The 16,607-nt window shown below is 66.6% G+C and carries 13 protein-coding genes; 9 read left to right on the top strand and 4 right to left on the bottom strand.

The annotated features are described in order from the left end of the window. Window positions 1–39: 39 nt before the first annotated feature. Together F9K07_RS22780 and F9K07_RS22775 are read left to right on the top strand one after the other, a co-directional pair. Window positions 40–1,023, top strand: coding sequence for a Bug family tripartite tricarboxylate transporter substrate binding protein (locus F9K07_RS22780; RefSeq protein WP_159595586.1), 984 nt, complete (start codon window positions 40–42; stop codon window positions 1,021–1,023). Window positions 1,024–1,036: 13 nt separating this feature from the next. Beyond that, complete coding sequence (locus F9K07_RS22775) at window positions 1,037–1,840, top strand: enoyl-CoA hydratase-related protein (RefSeq protein ID WP_159595585.1); 804 nt, start codon at window positions 1,037–1,039, stop codon at window positions 1,838–1,840. 14 nt (window positions 1,841–1,854) lie between these two features. Here F9K07_RS22775 and F9K07_RS22770 read toward each other — a convergent pair whose 3' ends face one another. The 3 genes from F9K07_RS22770 to F9K07_RS22760 all read right to left on the bottom strand — a co-directional run bounded on the left by F9K07_RS22770 (window position 1,855) and on the right by F9K07_RS22760 (window position 4,232). Further along, window positions 1,855–2,409 (bottom strand): DUF6622 family protein, encoded by a 555-nt coding sequence (locus F9K07_RS22770; RefSeq protein ID WP_159595584.1) that lies wholly within the window; start codon window positions 2,407–2,409, stop codon window positions 1,855–1,857. A gap of 219 nt (window positions 2,410–2,628) precedes the next feature. Beyond that, entirely contained in the window at window positions 2,629–3,909 is a 1,281-nt protein-coding gene (locus F9K07_RS22765; RefSeq protein WP_159597058.1) for an NAD(P)/FAD-dependent oxidoreductase, read from the bottom strand. Window positions 3,910–3,926: 17 nt separating this feature from the next. Continuing rightward, window positions 3,927–4,232 carry a c-type cytochrome gene (locus F9K07_RS22760; protein WP_159595583.1) on the bottom strand — a complete coding sequence of 102 codons (306 nt, stop codon included), beginning with the start codon at window positions 4,230–4,232 and terminating at the stop codon, window positions 3,927–3,929. Window positions 4,233–4,447: 215 nt separating this feature from the next. Between F9K07_RS22760 and F9K07_RS22755 the strand changes: the two genes are divergently transcribed. The 5 genes from F9K07_RS22755 (at window position 4,448) to pgaD (ending at window position 12,325) form a co-directional block, all read left to right on the top strand. Continuing rightward, window positions 4,448–5,728 carry an MFS transporter gene (locus F9K07_RS22755; protein WP_159595582.1) on the top strand — a complete coding sequence of 427 codons (1,281 nt, stop codon included), beginning with the start codon at window positions 4,448–4,450 and terminating at the stop codon, window positions 5,726–5,728. 297 nt (window positions 5,729–6,025) lie between these two features. After that, window positions 6,026–8,488: a poly-beta-1,6 N-acetyl-D-glucosamine export porin PgaA gene (gene pgaA / locus F9K07_RS22750; protein WP_236581446.1), complete on the top strand. Its 2,463-nt coding sequence runs from the start codon at window positions 6,026–6,028 to the stop codon at window positions 8,486–8,488. A 66-nt stretch (window positions 8,489–8,554) separates the two neighbouring features. Beyond that, on the top strand, window positions 8,555–10,528 hold the full coding sequence (gene pgaB / locus F9K07_RS22745; protein WP_442907450.1) for a poly-beta-1,6-N-acetyl-D-glucosamine N-deacetylase PgaB: 1,974 nt from the start codon (window positions 8,555–8,557) through the stop codon (window positions 10,526–10,528). After that, window positions 10,521–11,861, top strand: a complete 1,341-nt coding sequence (pgaC, locus tag F9K07_RS22740) for a poly-beta-1,6-N-acetyl-D-glucosamine synthase (RefSeq protein WP_159595579.1) — start codon at window positions 10,521–10,523, stop codon at window positions 11,859–11,861. The genes pgaB and pgaC overlap by 8 nt, the downstream gene beginning before the upstream one ends. Then, window positions 11,858–12,325 carry a poly-beta-1,6-N-acetyl-D-glucosamine biosynthesis protein PgaD gene (gene pgaD, locus F9K07_RS22735; protein WP_159595578.1) on the top strand — a complete coding sequence of 156 codons (468 nt, stop codon included), beginning with the start codon at window positions 11,858–11,860 and terminating at the stop codon, window positions 12,323–12,325. The genes pgaC and pgaD overlap by 4 nt, the downstream gene beginning before the upstream one ends. Here pgaD and hmpA read toward each other — a convergent pair. Then, window positions 12,280–13,473, bottom strand: coding sequence for an NO-inducible flavohemoprotein (gene hmpA / locus F9K07_RS22730; RefSeq protein ID WP_159595577.1), 1,194 nt, complete (start codon window positions 13,471–13,473; stop codon window positions 12,280–12,282). The genes pgaD and hmpA overlap by 46 nt on opposite strands. A 153-nt stretch (window positions 13,474–13,626) precedes the next feature. Between hmpA and norR the strand changes: the two genes are divergently transcribed. Together norR and soxC are read left to right on the top strand one after the other, a co-directional pair. Next, on the top strand, window positions 13,627–15,132 hold the full coding sequence (gene norR, locus F9K07_RS22725) for a nitric oxide reductase transcriptional regulator NorR (RefSeq protein WP_159595576.1): 1,506 nt from the start codon (window positions 13,627–13,629) through the stop codon (window positions 15,130–15,132). A gap of 123 nt (window positions 15,133–15,255) precedes the next feature. Next, on the top strand, window positions 15,256–16,599 hold the full coding sequence (soxC, locus tag F9K07_RS22720; RefSeq protein WP_236581444.1) for a sulfite dehydrogenase: 1,344 nt from the start codon (window positions 15,256–15,258) through the stop codon (window positions 16,597–16,599). The last annotated feature ends 8 nt before the right edge of the window (window positions 16,600–16,607 follow it).

Raw genomic sequence — 16,607 nt, 5'->3', positions numbered from 1 at the left:
GCCCTGCCTTCGCTCAACCACCAACGAGGAGACACCACCATGACAAGATTCAAAGGCATCGCCACATGGTTCACCGCGATGGCCATATCGGCTTTCGTCATTCAACCCGCTCCGGCACAGGTTGCCGACTATCCCAATCGTCCCGTGAGCGTGATGGTCGGTTTCGGACCTGGCAGCGGAACCGATATTCTGGCTCGCATCGTGGCCGAGGAGCTGCGCGCTGAACTGGGCCAGCCCTTCCTCGTCGTCAACCGTCCCGGTGCCACGGCGGCCATCGCGGCCGAAGCCGTTGCCAACGCAGCGCCCGACGGATACACGCTCTTCATCACTTCAAACTCGTCGCACTCGGTCAACCCACACATCTACAAGACTTTGCGCTACGACCCCAACAAGGACTTCACGCCCATCGGACGGTTGGCCGACTTCCCGTTCGTCCTTGTGGTCAATCCCCAATTGCCCGTGCGCACGCCGCATGAGCTGGTGCAGCACATGCGTGCCAACGCAGACACGTCGAGCTATGCCTATGGCAACACGCCAGGGCAGGTGGCGGGCGCGTCCCTGGTCAAACTCACGAACCTTGACGCCGTCGCCGTGCCTTACAAGAGCAGTCCGCCCGCCATCGCCGATGTGGCAGCCGGTCTCGTGCCTTGGATGGTGGTCGACCTCGCCTCCAGCCAGGCCTTCGTGGGTTCCGGCAGATTGCGGGCCATTGCCGTGACCACATCAACGCGAAGTGCCTTGGCACCCGAGTTGCCCACCATCGTGGAGACACTGGGCCTGCAAGGCTATGACCTGCGAGCCTGGACCGGTATGTTCGGACCCGCCGGCATGCCACCAACGATCACGCAGAAGCTCAGCGATGCCTTGATCAGAATCCTGAACAAGCCCGACGTGCGCGTTCGCCTGCTGCGCGGCAACATGGAGCCCACGCCAGGCAAGGCGGCGGATTTCAAGACCTTCCTGGGCGAGCAATACGGCGTGTGGGGAAAGAAGATCCGCGAAGCCGGCATCGTTGCCGAATGAGTGGGGATTGAACATGACGTCTACAACTTCGAGTGGCGAAGAAGCGCGAGTGCTGGTCCATCACCTGGACGGCGTGGCCCACATCTGGCTGAACCGGCCCGACCACCACAACACCATGACGGCAGAGATGTTGCTCGACCTGGCGGCCGCATTCGACGCCATCGGACGGGGAAGCGCGGCGCGTGCCGTGGTGTTGTCAGGAAAGGGGAGCAAGACTTTCTGTGCAGGCGGGCAGCTGACCAGTAGCAAAGACGGCAATCCTTTCAGCCTGAACCCTGAACAGTTCGACAACCCGGTGGCACTTCTGTTTCGCGCGATGGATCGTTGCAACGTGCCGATCATCGGACGCATCAATGGCAGCGCCTATGGTGGCGGCGTAGGGCTCGTGGCGGCGTGCGACATTGCCATCGGCGTGGACGGTGCTTCCTACGGCACCACCGAGGCCCGGGTCGGCGTGTTTCCGCTGATGATCCTGCCCTTGTTGATGCGCGTCGTCCCTCACCGGCAACTCGTGGAGATGTGCCTGTATGCGGAGCGGTTCCCCGCGAGCGAGGCCAAGGCCTTGGGCTTGTTGAACCGCGTGGTGCCCGCGAACGAACTCGATGCGGCTATCCAGGATGTGCTCAAAAAACTGGCGAAAAATTCCCCCACCGCTCTCGCTTTCGGTCGGCGCTCCATCAACACCGTCGCCGACCTGTCGCTGAGCGATGCATTGAACCAGACGCAAGCGCTACTGCCCCTGCTGGCCGCCAGCAAGGATGCGCAAGAGGGCTTTCGCGCGTTCGCCGAACGGCGCGAGCCCACCTGGACACGTTGAGGACTGTGCCGAACTCAAACCGGCCTGATCTCGCGTTGCCGGGCCGCACGCAGTGGCAAGCGCCACAGCTGCGAGGCCCGGCCGATAAAGACGCCGGTGAATGCGCCGTAGAGCGTCGCGATGCATGTCACGTAGGCCGCGTCCTGGACCAACTGCGGTGACATGGTGAGATCCACGCCCACGACGTACTTGGTCAGGAAGATGCCCAACATCAACAACAGCGGCACGGTGCTGCCCGGCAACCGGTACAGGCGCCGCGACGGGTCGTATTGCGCATCGGCGCAGCCGCGTGCGACGAGAGCAAATGCGAGCGCTGCGGTGAGGAGCCAGGCGCCCAAGGCCAGCGCCTGATGAAGGGTTGCAGCCAAGGCGGTGTAGGTGCCTGATACGGAGAAGACGGTCATGGCCAGTGGCATCAGCGACACGCGCGCCAGGCTGGCCGTGCGGTCCCGCACCTGGCTCAGACCCAGCACCATGAGCGCAGCGAGCAGTCCCCATACCCAGGTTGGCGTGTTGCGCAACACGGGCACGATGGCTTCGGGGTGGTGGGCGAGCAGTGGCAGCAACATGGTAGCTCCGCGAAGATAAAAGGTTTGAGGCAGGAAGGCCGGGAACGCACTGTGCGGGGCGCGCGTGCGAATGGCGACCGGATTGCGACGAAACCTGGCGGACGTGCCGTGAAATGCGATTTGGCGAGGGTGATTGGAGGCGCTCGTCGAGTTGCTGATCGCAGCCAGGCGAAAAAAAGCCCCGCATGCGGGGCTTCTGTCGCTAAGCAGCGCGCCGAATCAGGCCAGCGAGTCCGCCCAGATATTGCGCGCCCAGGCCATCGCGTACTCACCCTCCAGCGCGCTCGCCGCGCTGGACAACCCCCCCGAGCCCGGCACGGCCAACATGGTCTTCTGGGCCGCGTCGTACTTGTGCACGCTGGCCACGTGCACCACGTCGGTGGCGGTCACGAAGCTGTAGCAGGTGTTGGCATACAGCGGCAACGAAGGCGGCTCCTTGCCCTGCAGCAGCGAGACCACGGCGGCCGCACAGGTCTTGCCGTGCTGGTTGGCCATGTGGCCCGACTTGGGCATGGCCGGCGCGATCTGGATCGCGTCGCCCAGCACATGGATGTTCTTCGCTGCCTTGGCCTCGAAGGTGAGGAAGTCCACCTCGCACCAGCGCGCGTTGGCGGTGGCCAGGCCGGTCTTCACCGCAATCTCGCCCGCGCGTTGCGTGGGGATGACGTTGAGCACGCCGGCTTTGAAGTCGTCGTTGAATTCGAACTTCAAGGTGTTGGTGGCGGCGTCCACGTCCACCACCTTGTGCTTGGGGCGGTACTCGATGAGGCCCTTGTAATGCTCGTCCCAGGCCTTCATGAACAGGCCCTTCTTCGAGGTGATGTCGTCGTTCGCATCGAAGATCACCACCTTGCTCTTGGGCTTGGCCTTCTTGAAGTAGCTGGCCACCATGCAGGCGCGCTCGTAGGGGCCGGGCGGGCAGCGGTACGGGGCGAGGGGAATGGACAGGGCGTACACGCCGCCGTCGGGCAGCGCTTCGAGCTGGCGGCGCAGTGCCACGGTCTGCGGGCCGGCTTTCCAGGCGTGCAGCACCTTGTCGGCCGCGCCGGCCTTGGCCATGCCGGGCAGCGTGTCCCACATGAAGTCGATGCCGGGCGAGAGGATGAGGCGGTCGTAGGGCAGTTCGCCGCCGCTGGCCAGCTTCACGGTGCGCTTGGTCGCGTCGATGCTGGCGACCGTGTCGCGTACCACTTTGACGCCATGGCGCTTGCTCAGGTTGTCGTACGGCACGGTGATGTCGGCCATGGTCTTGTGCCCGCCCAGGACCATGTTGGAGATGGGGCAGGACACGAAGGCCGCATTGGGCTCGACGAGGGTGACCTCGATGTTGTGGTCAGAAAAAAGGCGCACGTACTTGGCGGCGGTGGCGCCACCGTAGCCGCCACCGACGACCACGACTTTGGCACCTCGGCCGGCGGAGGTGGCGCAGCCACTCATGAGACCCAGGCCGGCGACAGCCGAGCCGGCGCCCAGCGTTTGAACGAATTGACGACGTTGCAACATGGTGTGGGCTCCTCTTATTTTTTCTGGGCGGCGAAATAGCCGGCAATGTCGGCCAGTTGCTCGTCGGTGTAGCCCTTGGCGAGCTGGTGCATGATGGTCGCGGGCCGCTTGCCGGTCTTGAAGTCCTGCAGCTTTTGCACCAGGTCGTTCTTGCTCTGGCCGGCCAGGGAGACGGCGCCGGCCGCGGCCCGGCCGTCGGTGCCGTGGCAGTTGGCGCAGGCTGCGGCCCATACCTTGATCTGGTTCACCTGGGCTTGTGCCCCGGCCGCTGCCAGGCACAGCACACCGGCGGCCAGCCATTTGTTCGTTGTTGTCACCATCGTGGTCTCTCCTGTGGGGGTGTTGTGGGACGAAGTCTGCAAAAAATGTAGCAGATGGTCTCTGTGGGCTCTGAGTCATCGCCGATGCGGGTGCCGGCTTCGTGCATCCTAGCCAGCACCCCGCGCCCACCGGTGCGTGAAAACCCTAGGGCGGTGGCATGGCTAAACGGCGTGCAACCGTGTGTCTGCGGGGCTGCGGGCACAATCGCCCGGCCATGACATCTCCTGCTCCCGCGGCGGCCCGCGCGCCCTCCGACCTCGCCGCACTCTTTCGCACCGTCCCCTTTCGACAACTGCTGACCGCGCGCGTGGCCTGGACGCTGGGCATCCAGATGGTGCTGGTGGCCATCGGCTGGCAGATGTACGAGATCACGCGCGACCCCTGGGCGTTGGCGCTCGTCGGGCTCTACCAGTTCGTGCCGGTGCTGATCTTCACCTTGCCGGCCGGCCATGCGGCCGACCATTGGAGTCGCCCGCGCATCATGGTGGTGTGTCTGGTCTTGCAAGCGGTGGTCGCCGCTGTTCTGGCCTGGGACTCATGGCGTGGAGCGGTGACGCGCGAACACTTGCTGTTCGCCTCGGTGCTGCTCGGCGCGGCGCGTGCTTTTCAGATGCCGGCGGTGCAGGCCACCACCCCGAACACCGTGCCGCCGAACCTGTTGAGCCGGGCCATGGCCGCGTCGTCCACCGCTACGCAAGGCAGCGTGATCGCCGGCCCTGCGGCAGGCGGCATGCTGCTCATCCTGGGCAACGACGTGCTCTACGCGGTGGCCACCGCGCTGCTCGTGATCGCCATGGCGCTGGCCAGCCGGCTGCGCATCGCCCGCCACAACACGGCCGCCCGCGGAGCTTCGGCCCAGGACCTGTTTGCCGGCCTTCGCTTTGTGGCGCGGCGTCCGGTCGTCCTGGGCGCGGTCATGCTCGACCTGTTCGCCGTGCTCTTTGGCGGCGCCATCGCGCTGCTGCCCATCTTCGCGAGCGAGATCCTGGAGGGTGGACCGAGCATGCTCGGCTGGCTGAGGGCGGCGCCCGCCATGGGCGCGCTGGCCATGTCGCTCTATTTGATGAGCCATCCGCCGTCGACGCGTGTGGGCTTCAAGCTGCTGCTGTCGGTGGCGGTGTTCGGCCTGGCCACCATCACCTTCGGCCTGTCCAAGAGCTTCTGGCTGTCCATGCTGGCCTTGTTCGTCAACGGCGCGGCCGACATGGTCAGCGTGGTGATCCGCCAGACCCTGGTGCAGCTGGAAACGCCGGACGAGATGCGCGGGCGGGTGAGCGCGGTGAACTCGGTGTTCATCGGCGCGAGCAACCAGCTCGGCGAGTTCCAGTCGGGCTCGGTCGCGTCCCTCATCGGGCCGGTGGCGGCGGTGGTGGTGGGTGGCTCGGCCACCTGCCTGATCGCAGCGGCCTGGCCGAAGTTCTTTCCGGAACTGGCGCGTCGCAAGAGTCTGTATGCCGATTGGTCGAAGGCAGCGGCGCTTGAAAAATCCGATTAAATACAAAAATTAATGTAATAGCTCTTAATTTAAGAGCATTGATAGCAAATGGTTATTGTATGTGCGTGTTAAAAATTCATTAAAAACAACGATGTTTTGAATTATGTGAAGAAATGGCATATCTCAATGCCATACTGCCCATGACTTTTTTGGCGTAATTCGAAGCCACTTTTCGTTCGACGCCCGAATCTCCTTTTAAAGTTCGGTTGTAACCAAATGCTCCTAGCGGTGGTCGTTGGGGGCATGCGAGGCCAGTACGTTGGCATTCGCAAGTTGCAAGACGAAGGAGTGGGAAGCGTGTCCGAGTTCATTTCAGGCGGCGTGAGCGCCATTGCAGGGCCCTTGAGGCAACTGCCGTTGTGCGCGCTCATCCTCGTGGCGTCGATGGCGAAAGCCAACCCGGCGTCCGATTACGAAGGACTCCTGCAGCGCGCACGTGCCGGCGATCACGGCCCGTTTCTGGCAGCCGTGTCCCAGGCGGCGCGCGGTGAACGCGAGCTCAACGATTACCTGGCGGTGGCGGGCTGGGCCGGTCGGCAGGCGGCGTTGTTGCGCGTCTACGAAGAACAGGCGCCGACGCCGCTCCTGCGGGACTACGCGCTGATCGAGGTGGCGCGCGCGTACCGCGATGCGGGGCGTTGGGACGCGGCGCTGGCCTTGTTCGAGGACGGCGCGCGGCGGTTTCCCGGCGACGGCGCGTTTTCGCGTGGCGCCGTGACGACCTTGGCCGATGCCTCGCGGCTGGACGAAGCCGAGCGGCGCGCGCGCGAGCGCATTCGGCAGCGCGCCGATGAGCCAGACGCCTACCTGGCCCTGGCCTACGTGCACGAACGCCGGGGCCAGCCCTTTGCGGCACTGGCCGAGGCGGACCGCGCTTTCCAACGGGCTCCTTCGCGCAAGGACGTGGTGCTGGCCTACGTTGACGCGCTGTCGCAGGCGCGCATGGCCGAGCCCGCGCTGCGCGTGGCCCGGCAACATGCGCAGGCGGTGGACGCTGCGCTGATGCGCCGCCTGGAAAACCAGGCGGCGGCGGAAATGGCGCGCATGGCCGATCTGCCCAGCCGGGGCGAGGCCGAGCGCTTCGCGGTGGCCGACCGTGCGCTTGAACGCTACGAGCAGCTGCTGGCTGCGTGGCGCGCCCAGGTCCCACGCCCCGATGCGGACATCCGGCGTGCGCGCACCGACCGCCTGGCCGCGCTGCACGCGCGTGTCCGCATGCGCGAGGTGGTCGAGGAATACACCGCCTTGGCGGCCGAAGGCCCGGTGCCTACCTATGCGCTCAGCGATGTGGCCGCCGCCTATCTCTACCTGCGTGAGCCCGAGCGGGCGCGCGAGCTCTACGCGCAGTCGCTGCAGGCGAACGCTGCGGGCGGCGATGAGGATGCGCGGGCCGAGGATGAGGTCGGCCTGACTTACGCGCTGATGGAGTCCGAGGTCTTCGGCGAGGCATCGCGTGTGAGCGGCGAGGCGCTCGAGCGGCAACCGATCTGGTATTACGCCGAGGGCGTGCAGACGCGCACGCCGAGCGACCGCCGGCTCACGGTAGAGCGCCTGGCCGCCCTGGAGCGCCTGTACGCCAACGACACGCGCACGGCCCAGGCCGCCTTCGATGGCATGGTGGCCAAGGCACCGAACAACACCGGCCTGCTGAGCGCGCAAGCGCAGGTTCTGCGGGCGCGCGAACTGCCGCGCGCATCCGAGCGTGTGCTCAAGATGGCGGAAACGCTGGAGCCGCGCGACCGCTCGGTGATGACGGGCCAGGGCTTCACCGCGCTGGAGTTGCAGGAGTGGCGCCAGGCGCAACTGCTGCGCGACGACATGGTGCAGCGCTTCCCCGAAGACCTCGGCGTGCTGCGGCTCGACCGCGAATGGCAGGTGCACCTCAAGGCCGAGCTCCAGGTCAACGGCTACCAGGGCCTGAAATCGAACAACCCGGTGACCGGCAGCCGGGATCGGGGCCTGGAAGCCGTGCTGTATTCGCGGCCCATGGCCGACCACTGGCGCGCCTTTGCAGGCGTAGGGCAGGCGTCCAGCCGTTTCGAGGACGGGGCGGTGCGTTACCGCTGGCTGCGCGGCGGCGTGCAGTGGCGCGGCCGCGACCTGACGGTGCAGGGCGAAGTGTCGGCCAACCGCTACGGCTCGGGCACCCGGTCGGGCGCCGGGCTCACGGTGGACTACGACCTGAACGACCACTGGCAGATCGGCGTGGGCCTGGCCCACCGCTCGCGCGAAACGCCGCTGCAGGCGCTGCAGAGCGGCATCCATGCGAACCGCGTGGACACCTACGTGCGCTGGCGCGCCGACGAACGCCGCGAGTGGCGCCTGGGGTACAGCCCATCGCGCTTTTCCGATGGCAACCAGCGCCAGGAGCTGTTGCTGCAAGGCCGTGAGCGCCTCTACACCCAGCCGCGCTACTGGCTCGATGCGCTCGTGGACGTGAGCGCTTCGCACAACAGCCGCGCCGGCGCGCCGTACTTCAACCCCAGTGCCGACGCCAGCTTGCTGCCCGCGCTGCGGCTCACCCACATCCTGTACCGCCGCTACGAGACGGTCTGGGAACACCACCTGACCGTGGGCGCGGGACGCTACACGCAGCGCGGCTTTGGCGGTGGCGGCGTGGTCCAGTGGGAATACGGCCATCGCTGGCGCACCCACGACGTGTTCGAAGTGGGAGCCAGCATCGGCGGCCTCTCGCGCCCTTACGACGGCCAGCGCGAGCGCGATCTGCGCATCGCCTTCGACCTGACCTACCGCTTCTGAGTCCGTATGAAAACCTTCTTCCATGCATTGCGTTCGCGAGGCCGCCTGGCCTGTGTCTGGCTGGTCATGGCCTGCGCCGTGATCGGTGGCTGCGCGAAAGACATTCCGGTGTTCGCGCCGCCTTCGGCGCGCACGGTGGCCACGGTCGAGAAGCCCTGGGCCGACGGCCTGTTGACCCTGGCCTACCACGATGTCGAGGACCGCGACCCCGACCAGTCCTACCTCAGCGTGCGCACCGACCACCTGGTGGAGCAACTCAACTGGCTGCGCTTGAACGGCTACCAGGCGGTCTCCGTCGATCAGGTGCTCGCCGCCCGCAGCGGTGGCGCGCCTTTGCCCAAGCGCGCGGTGCTGCTGAGTTTCGATGACGGCTACCGCAGCTTCTACACGCGCGTGTTTCCGATCCTCAAGGCCTACCACTGGCCTTTCGTGTTCGCGCCGGTGGGCGTCTGGCTGGACACGCCGGCGGACCAGCAGGTCGACTTCGGCGGAAAGATGACCGCGCGCGACCGCTTCCTGCACTGGGACGAGGTGCGCGAGATGGCCCGCTCGCCGCTGGTGGAGGTGGGTGCGCACACGGACAACCTGCACTACGGCCTGCGCGCCAACCCGCAGGGCAACGAGCAACCCGCGGCTGCGACGCACCGGTACGACGCCGCATCGGGCGCGTACGAATCCGGCCCTGTGTTCGAGGCGCGGCTGCGCGCCGACGTCAAGGCCATCACCGACAAGGTGAGCCAGGCTTCGGGCAAGTCGCCGCGCGTGTGGGTGTGGCCTTACGGCGCGGCCAGCGGACCGGCCTTGAAGATCGTGCAGGAGCACGGGTACGCGCTGGCGTTGACGCTGGAAGACGGCCTCGCCACGGTCGACCGGCTGATGTCCGCGCCGCGTCTCCTGCTCTCTGCCGACCCGCAGACGCGCAACTTTGCCGCTTCGGTCGTCGGCACCGAGGCGCGCAAGACCATGCGGGTGGCCCACGTGGACCTGGACCATGTGTACGACGCGGACCCGGCGCAGATGGACCGCAACCTGGGCCAGCTGGTGCAGCGCATCGCGGACCTTGGCATCACCACCGTGTTCCTGCAGGCCTTCGCGGACCCCGATGGCGATGGTCTGGTCCGTGAGGTGTACTTCCCCAACCGCTGGCTGCCCATGCGCGCCGATCTGTTCAACCGCGCGGCATGGCAGCTGCGCACGCGAACGGATGTGGAGATCTATGCCTGGATGCCGGTGCTCAGCTTCGAGCTGGCGGCAGAGCTGCCGCGCGTCACGCGCGCGGCCGAGGCTGGCGGCGAGAGCCACGTCGACTCCAAAGCCTACCGGCGCCTGTCGCCTTTCGATCCCCGCGTGCGCCAGCGCATCGGTGATCTGTACGAAGACCTCGCGCGGCACAGCGCGTTCCAGGGCATCCTGTTCCACGACGATGCGGTGCTGAGCGACTTCGAGGACGCCGGCCCGCAAGCGCTGGCGGCCTACCAGGCGGCGGGCCTGCCGGGCTCCATCGCCGCGTTGCGCGCGGACCCGCAGACCCTGCAGCGGTGGACCCGCTTCAAGAGCCGCGCGCTGATCGACTTCACGCATGAGCTCACCGAGCGCGTGCGCGCGGTGCGCGGCCCGCAGGTGGCGACGGCGCGCAACCTCTTCGCGCTGCCCATCCTGCAACCCGAGAGCGAGGCCTGGTTCGCGCAGAACCTGGACGATTTCCTCACCGCCTACGACTGGACCGCGCCCATGGCCATGCCCTGGATGGAAGGCGTGGAACCCGCACGGGCCAACGCCTGGCTCGATGCCCTTGTCGACGCCGTGGCCCGCCGTCCGGGCGCACTGGAGCGCACCGTGTTCGAGCTGCAGGCCAAAGACTGGCGTCAGCCCGGCGCGCCGGCCGTGCCCGGCGAGACCTTGGCCGGCTGGATGCAGCGCCTGCAATTGCGCGGCGCGCGCAACTTCGGCCATTACCCGGACGACTTCATCCGCAATGAGCCCCGGCTGGACGTGATCCGCCCCGCGCTCTCCAGTGCCTGGTACCCGCACCATGATTGACCGACTGCTTGCCTTCCTCCTGCTGTGCCTGGTGTTGGGCGCACCCTTCGCCGCGGCCGTGGTCGTCTCGGGCGAATTCATCCTGGCCTTCGTGTTCTTCTGGCCGCTGTTCATGTCGGCACTGTGGATCACGGGCGGCGTGTATTTCTGGCTGGTGCGCGAGCGCCGCTGGCCCGTGGGCGAAGACGTGCCGCCTCCCGAACTGAAGGGCCAGCCCCTGATCAGCATTCTGATCCCGTGCTTCAACGAAGTGGCGCATGGCGAGTCCACCATCCTGGCCGCCCTGAACCAGCGCTACGGCAACATCGAAGTGATCGCGATCAACGACGGCTCGACCGATGGCACGGGCGCCATGCTCGATCGCCTGGTGCAGCAGCACGAGAAGCTGCGCGTGATCCACCTCGCGCACAACCAGGGCAAGGCCATGGTGTTGCGCATGGGCGCGATGGCCGCGCGCAGCGAATACCTGGTGTGCATCGATGGTGACGCCCTGCTGGACCGCGACGCCGCCGCTTACATGGTGGCGCCCCTGGTCGAGCATCCGCGCGTGGGCGCGGTGACCGGCAACCCCCGGGTGCGCACGCGCTCCACGCAGGTGGGGCACATCCAGGTCGGCGAGTTCTCCTCGATCGTGGGTCTGATCAAGCGCACGCAGCGCGTCTACGGACAGGTGTTCACCGTCTCCGGCGTGATCTCGGCGTTCCGGCGCAGCGCGCTGGACCGCGTGGGCTACTGGAGCCTGGACATGATCACCGAGGACATCGACATCAGCTGGAAACTGCAGCGCGACCACTGGTCGGTCTTCTACGAGCCGCGCGCTCTGTGCTGGATCCTCATGCCCGAGACCCTGCGCGGACTCTGGAAGCAACGCCTGCGCTGGGCGCAGGGTGGGGCGGAGGTGTTCCTGAAGAACATCTTCAGCATCTGGAGCTGGCGCCACCGCCGCCTGTGGCCGATGGTGGCGGAGTTCTGTCTCTCCACCATCTGGGCGTTCGCGTTCGCCGTGTCCATCCTGCTGTGGGCCCTGGGCCATGTGGTGGACCTGCCGCCGCACATCCGGGTGGACAACCTGGCGCCGCCCGACTTCACCGGCCTGGTGCTGGCCTTCATGTGCCTGATGCAGTTCGGCGTGAGCATCCTGATCGAGCGGCGCTACGAGCCGGGCCTGTGGCGCGCGTTGTACTGGGTCATCTGGTACCCCGTCATCTACTGGATGCTCAGCCTGGCCACCACGCTCGTGAGCTACCCCAAAGTCATGATCAAGGTCCGCCGCAAGCGCGCGCGCTGGACCAGCCCCGATCGTGGCATCAAGTCCCGGAGTTCTTCGTCATGATCATCAAGACCAGCCGTTCCCGTCTCGCTTCCTTCATCGATGCCGTGCTCACCGCGATCGCGTGGATCGCCTTCAGCTATCTCTTTGGCGCGAGCCTGCTCAACGTCCTGAGCGGCCAGCGCGAGGGTGGGCCCGACATGACGGCCCTCACGCGCCTGCTGCCGACCATGGGCACGCTCAGCATCTACGTCGTCGTGGCGTTGATCAACGCCGCCATCCTGCTGACCTGGGCCCGTTACAACGCCTACCGTTTCCGGGGCGTGGACCGCCGCCAAGCGTCACTGCCGCTGAACGATGCACAGCTGGCGGACCGTTTCGGCCTGTCGCTGAAGCGGCGGCTGAGCGCCGCGGGAGCCCGATCGATGACGATCCACCATTGCAAGGACGGGCACATCCGGGGCATCGACATCCATCCGGATCAAGCCGCCGCGCTCAGCGACTCCAGCGGCCCGAAGAACTCGTAGCGCAACTGCGCGTCGGGAATCCCCAGCTTGCGCCCGCTGGCATAGACCGATTGCATGAAGGGCTTGGGGCCCAGGAAGTACAGGTCCACATCGCGGTCGGCGGGCAGCTGTTCGGCCAGCAGCTCTTCGGTCACGAAACCCTGCGCATGCGGCTGGTCGGTGTCGCGCGGTTCGTCGTACACATAGAACGGCTGCACGTTGCTGTGCGCCGCCGCGAGGCGCTCGACACGCTCACGGAAGGCATGAACGCCACTGTGCCGTGCCGCGTGGATGAACTGGATGGGGCGGCCGCTCGCGGCGCTCGCTTCCAGCATGCTCATGGCCGGCGTGATGCCCACGCCCCCCGTCACCAGCACCAGCGGCCGGCGCGCTTGCGTGTCCAACAGGAAGTCACCGCACGGCGCCTGGGCCTGTACCTCCATGCCCACCTGCAGGTTGTCGTGCAACCAGTTGGACGCGTGACCACCCGCCTCACGCTTGACGCTGATGCGGTACCACGGCTTGCCCGGCGCGTCCGACAGCGAGTAGTTGCGCCGCACGGTCTGGCCTTCGATCTCCAGCACGAGCGTGAGGTACTGCCCTGGCGTAAACGACAGCAGCGGCTGGCCATCGACGGGCTCCAGGTAGAACGAGGTGATGAGTTCGCTTTCGACCACCTTGCGCGCCAGGCGCAGCGTGCGCGCGCCACGCCAGCCGCCTTCGCGCGCCGCGTTGGCGGCGTACACCTGCTCCTCGGCGTCGATCAGCAGTTGTGCGAGCGCGCCGTAGGCCTCGCCCCAGGCGGCCAGGATCTCATCGCTTGCGACCTCGCCCAACACCTCGCGAATGGCTTTCAGCAGGCAGGCACCCACGATGGGGTAGTGCTCGGGCAGCACGCCCAGAGCCGCGTGCTTCTGCACGATGCGCGGCAATGCGGGCGCGATGGCCTCCAGGTTGTCGATGTGCGTGGCATACGCCAGCACCGCGCCCGCCAGTGCGCGCGCCTGGCTGCCCCGGGCCTGATGGGCTTCGTTGAAGAAGGCCTTGACCTCGGGGTGGTCGCGAAACATCCGTTGGTAGAAATGCTGGGTGATCGCCTCGCCCTGTTCCTTGAGCAGGGGCACGGTGGCTTTGACGAGGGCGATGGTCTGGGGTGAGAACGAAGGCATGAAAAATCCCTGGGGAGTGAAGATGCCTCTCTTCAATCAATAAGCGTGCCAAGACGGTGCCACTCGCAAGTGCTTGATTCACAAAGATGATTTTTTAGTTGTGGTTAAGATGACAACGTTTCATGCGTGTATTTTTGACCACATGTTGTCTGTATGACTACGACGGCCGCCACCGACGACCGGCACTTCAAATCCTTGCTCGCTGCCGTGCGCGGCATGGTGGCGTGCGATGCCGCCGTGCTGTTGCGGCTGCGTGACGGTGCCCTGGTGCCCGTCGCGGTGGATGGCCTCATCGAGGAAGCCATGGGCCGCCGCTTCCCGGTTGGCGCCCATCCGCGCCTGGCGCAGTTGCTGGGCAGTTCGCAGAGCCTGCGCTTCGCCGCGGACTGCGGCTTGCCCGATCCCTACGACGGCCTGGTGGCCGGGCAGCGCGAACTGCTGGCGGTGCACGACTGCATGGGCGCACCGCTGCGCCACGCCGGACAGCTTTGGGGCCTGGTGACGCTGGATGCGCTGAACCCGCACACGTTTGACGCGGTGCCCCCGGCTCGGATGCAGGCGGTGGTGGCGCTGCTGGAAGCCGGCATCGAAGCCAGCGAGGCCTTGCACGCGGCCCATGCCCGTGCCGAGCGCGAGCAGGCGCTGGCGCGCGAGCGCCGCGCTGGCGTGGCGGCACCGCGCGAGTTGCTGGGCAAGAGCGCCGCGATGCAGCAGCTCAAGCGCGAGATTGATACCGTGGCCGCTTCCGACCTCACGGTGCTGATCCTGGGCGAGACCGGTGTGGGCAAGGAACTGGTGGCGCAGCGCCTTCACCTGCGTTCCGCTCGCGCCGAACAAGCGTTGGTGCAGATCAACTGCGCCGCGCTGCCCGAGGGCCTGGCAGACAGCGAACTGTTCGGGCACAAGAAGGGCGCGTTCACCAGTGCGGTGCAGGACCGCGTGGGCAAGTTCGAACTGGCCGATGGCGGCACGCTGTTCCTGGACGAGGTGGGTGAGCTCTCGCTCCCGGTGCAGGCCAAGCTGTTGCGCGTGTTGCAAAGCGGTGAGCTACAGCGTCCCGGCAGCGACAGGCAGTTGCGCGTGGACGTGCGGGTGCTCGCGGCCACCAACCGCGACCTGCGCGGCGAAGTGGCGTCCGGGCGTTTCCGCGCCGACCTGTACCACCGCCTCTCGGTCTATCCGCTGCAGGTGCCGCCGCTGCGCGAACGGGGCCGCGATGTGCTCACGCTGGCGGGCAGTTTCCTGGAAGAAAACCAGCACCGGCTGGGGGCGCGCAACCTGCGCCTGACGCCCGAAGCCAACGCCGCGCTGCTCGCGCACGGTTGGCCGGGCAACGTGCGCGAACTGGAGCACCTGCTGAGCCGCGCGGCGCTGCGGGCCTTGTCGGAACAGGGGCGTGGCGGGCGCTGGATCGGGATCGAGCCACGGCATCTGGCGTTGCAGGTCGTGGGGGCATCGGCCGAGCCGCGCACGGTGGCGGAGGGTTTGATCAGCGCGCCCGGTGGTCTGCGCGCGGCCACCGAGGCGTTCCAGCGCCGCTGGGTGGAGGCGGCGATCGCGCGCCACGAAGGCTCTCTGGTGCGCGCGGCCGAGGAGGCCGGCATGGACCGCAGCAACTTCCACCGCCTGGCGCGGCGTCTGGGGCTGACCTCCAAGTAGAGAAGAAGAAAGGAAAGGGGATTGGGTGTGTTACGGGTTTCTACCAATCCGAATATCAGCAATAACTAATATATTGCCCGGAAACAACGCCAAAAGCGTTCTGTACCCGCGAAGGAAGCCCCTGTGTCCAAAGATTTGAGCGACGTCATCGGGCGCGTTCTGCCCGCCCCCGAAAACCACCTGAACACCGACAAACTGGAGCAGGCCCGCAAGGCACGGCGCAGCTTCATGGGCAAGGCCCTGGCCATGGGCGCGGGTGCCGTGACCGGTGCTACGGCCAGCACCCGTGCACTGGCGGCCGAAGGCGAAGACGCCATTCTGAAACTCCCTGCCCACACCACCGGCTTGGGCCAGCCCGTGGCGACGTTGGGCTACGGCGCGCCCAGCAAGTGGGAAGGCAATCTGCAGCGCCGCCAGAGCCCGGGGCTCACACGCGTGCCGCAGGCCTCCGTCAGCTTCGCGCCGCTGCAGGGCCTGTTCGGCATCATCACGCCCAACGGCCTGCATTTCGAGCGCCACCACCAGGGCTGGTGGGACATCGATCCCTCCCAACACCGTTTGATGGTCAACGGCCTGGTGAAACGCGAGCGCGTGTTCACCATGGACGACCTGATGCGCCTGCCCAGTGTCTCGCGCATCCACTTCATCGAATGCGGCGCCAACTCCGCGCCGGAGTGGGGCAACGTGGCGCTGCCTTCGGTGCAGTACACGCACGGCATGCTGAGCTGCTGCGAATACACCGGCGTGCTGCTCTCCACGCTGCTGGAGATGTGCGGGTACGACAAGAAGAATGGCAAATACGTGCTGGCCGAAGGCGCGGACGGCTCTTCGATGACGCGCACCATCGACATTGAGCGCGCCATGGACGACTGCATCGTTGCCTGGGCCATGAACGGCGAAATGCTGCGCCCGGAGAACGGCTACCCGTTGCGCCTGGTGGTGCCCGGCGTGCAGGGCGTGAGCTGGGTCAAATACCTGCGCCGACTGGAAGTGGGCGACCAGAAGTGGGCCACCAAGGACGAGTCGGTCCACTACATCGACCACATGCCCGATGGAACGCACCGCCAGTACACCGGCATCCAGGAATGCAAGAGCGTGATCACCACGCCCTCGGGCAGCCAGACGCTGCTGGACAAGGGTTACTACAACGTCACCGGCCTGGCGTGGTCGGGTCGTGGCGCCATCAAGCGGGTGGACGTGAGCGTGGACGGCGGGCGCAGCTGGCGCACGGCGCGCCTCGAAGGCCCGGTGCTGCCCAAGGCGCTCACGCGCTTCAACATCGACTGGGTGTGGGACGGCAAGCCCGCCGTGCTGCAGAGTCGCGCCATCGACAGCACGGGTTACGTGCAACCCAAGATCAACCAGCTGCGCGCCGTGCGTGGCACGCGCTCGATCTACCACCAGAACGCCATCCAGTCGTGGCGGGTCGCTGAAAACGGCGAAGTCTCCAACGTGCAAGTCTATTGAAGCGCCCC

The organism is Hydrogenophaga sp. BPS33, assembly GCF_009859475.1.
Taxonomy (GTDB): Bacteria; Pseudomonadota; Gammaproteobacteria; order Burkholderiales; family Burkholderiaceae_C; genus Hydrogenophaga.
This window is presented reverse-complemented; position numbering and strand designations above follow the sequence as displayed.

What these genes read in the sequence shown, in the direction of transcription:
- F9K07_RS22775 (WP_159595585.1), top strand. Translation starts at nt 1,037, where the DNA reads ATGACGTCTACAACTTCGAGTGGCGAAGAAGCGCGAGTGCTGGTCCAT.
- pgaC (WP_159595579.1), top strand. Translation starts at nt 10,521, where the DNA reads ATGATTGACCGACTGCTTGCCTTCCTCCTGCTGTGCCTGGTGTTGGGC.
- pgaD (WP_159595578.1), top strand. Translation starts at nt 11,858, where the DNA reads ATGATCATCAAGACCAGCCGTTCCCGTCTCGCTTCCTTCATCGATGCC.
- hmpA (WP_159595577.1), bottom strand. Translation starts at nt 13,473, where the DNA reads ATGCCTTCGTTCTCACCCCAGACCATCGCCCTCGTCAAAGCCACCGTG.
- F9K07_RS22760 (WP_159595583.1), bottom strand. Translation starts at nt 4,232, where the DNA reads ATGGTGACAACAACGAACAAATGGCTGGCCGCCGGTGTGCTGTGCCTG.
- F9K07_RS22770 (WP_159595584.1), bottom strand. Translation starts at nt 2,409, where the DNA reads ATGTTGCTGCCACTGCTCGCCCACCACCCCGAAGCCATCGTGCCCGTG.
- norR (WP_159595576.1), top strand. Translation starts at nt 13,627, where the DNA reads ATGACTACGACGGCCGCCACCGACGACCGGCACTTCAAATCCTTGCTC.
- F9K07_RS22755 (WP_159595582.1), top strand. Translation starts at nt 4,448, where the DNA reads ATGACATCTCCTGCTCCCGCGGCGGCCCGCGCGCCCTCCGACCTCGCC.
- F9K07_RS22780 (WP_159595586.1), top strand. Translation starts at nt 40, where the DNA reads ATGACAAGATTCAAAGGCATCGCCACATGGTTCACCGCGATGGCCATA.
- pgaB (WP_442907450.1), top strand. Translation starts at nt 8,555, where the DNA reads ATGGCCTGCGCCGTGATCGGTGGCTGCGCGAAAGACATTCCGGTGTTC.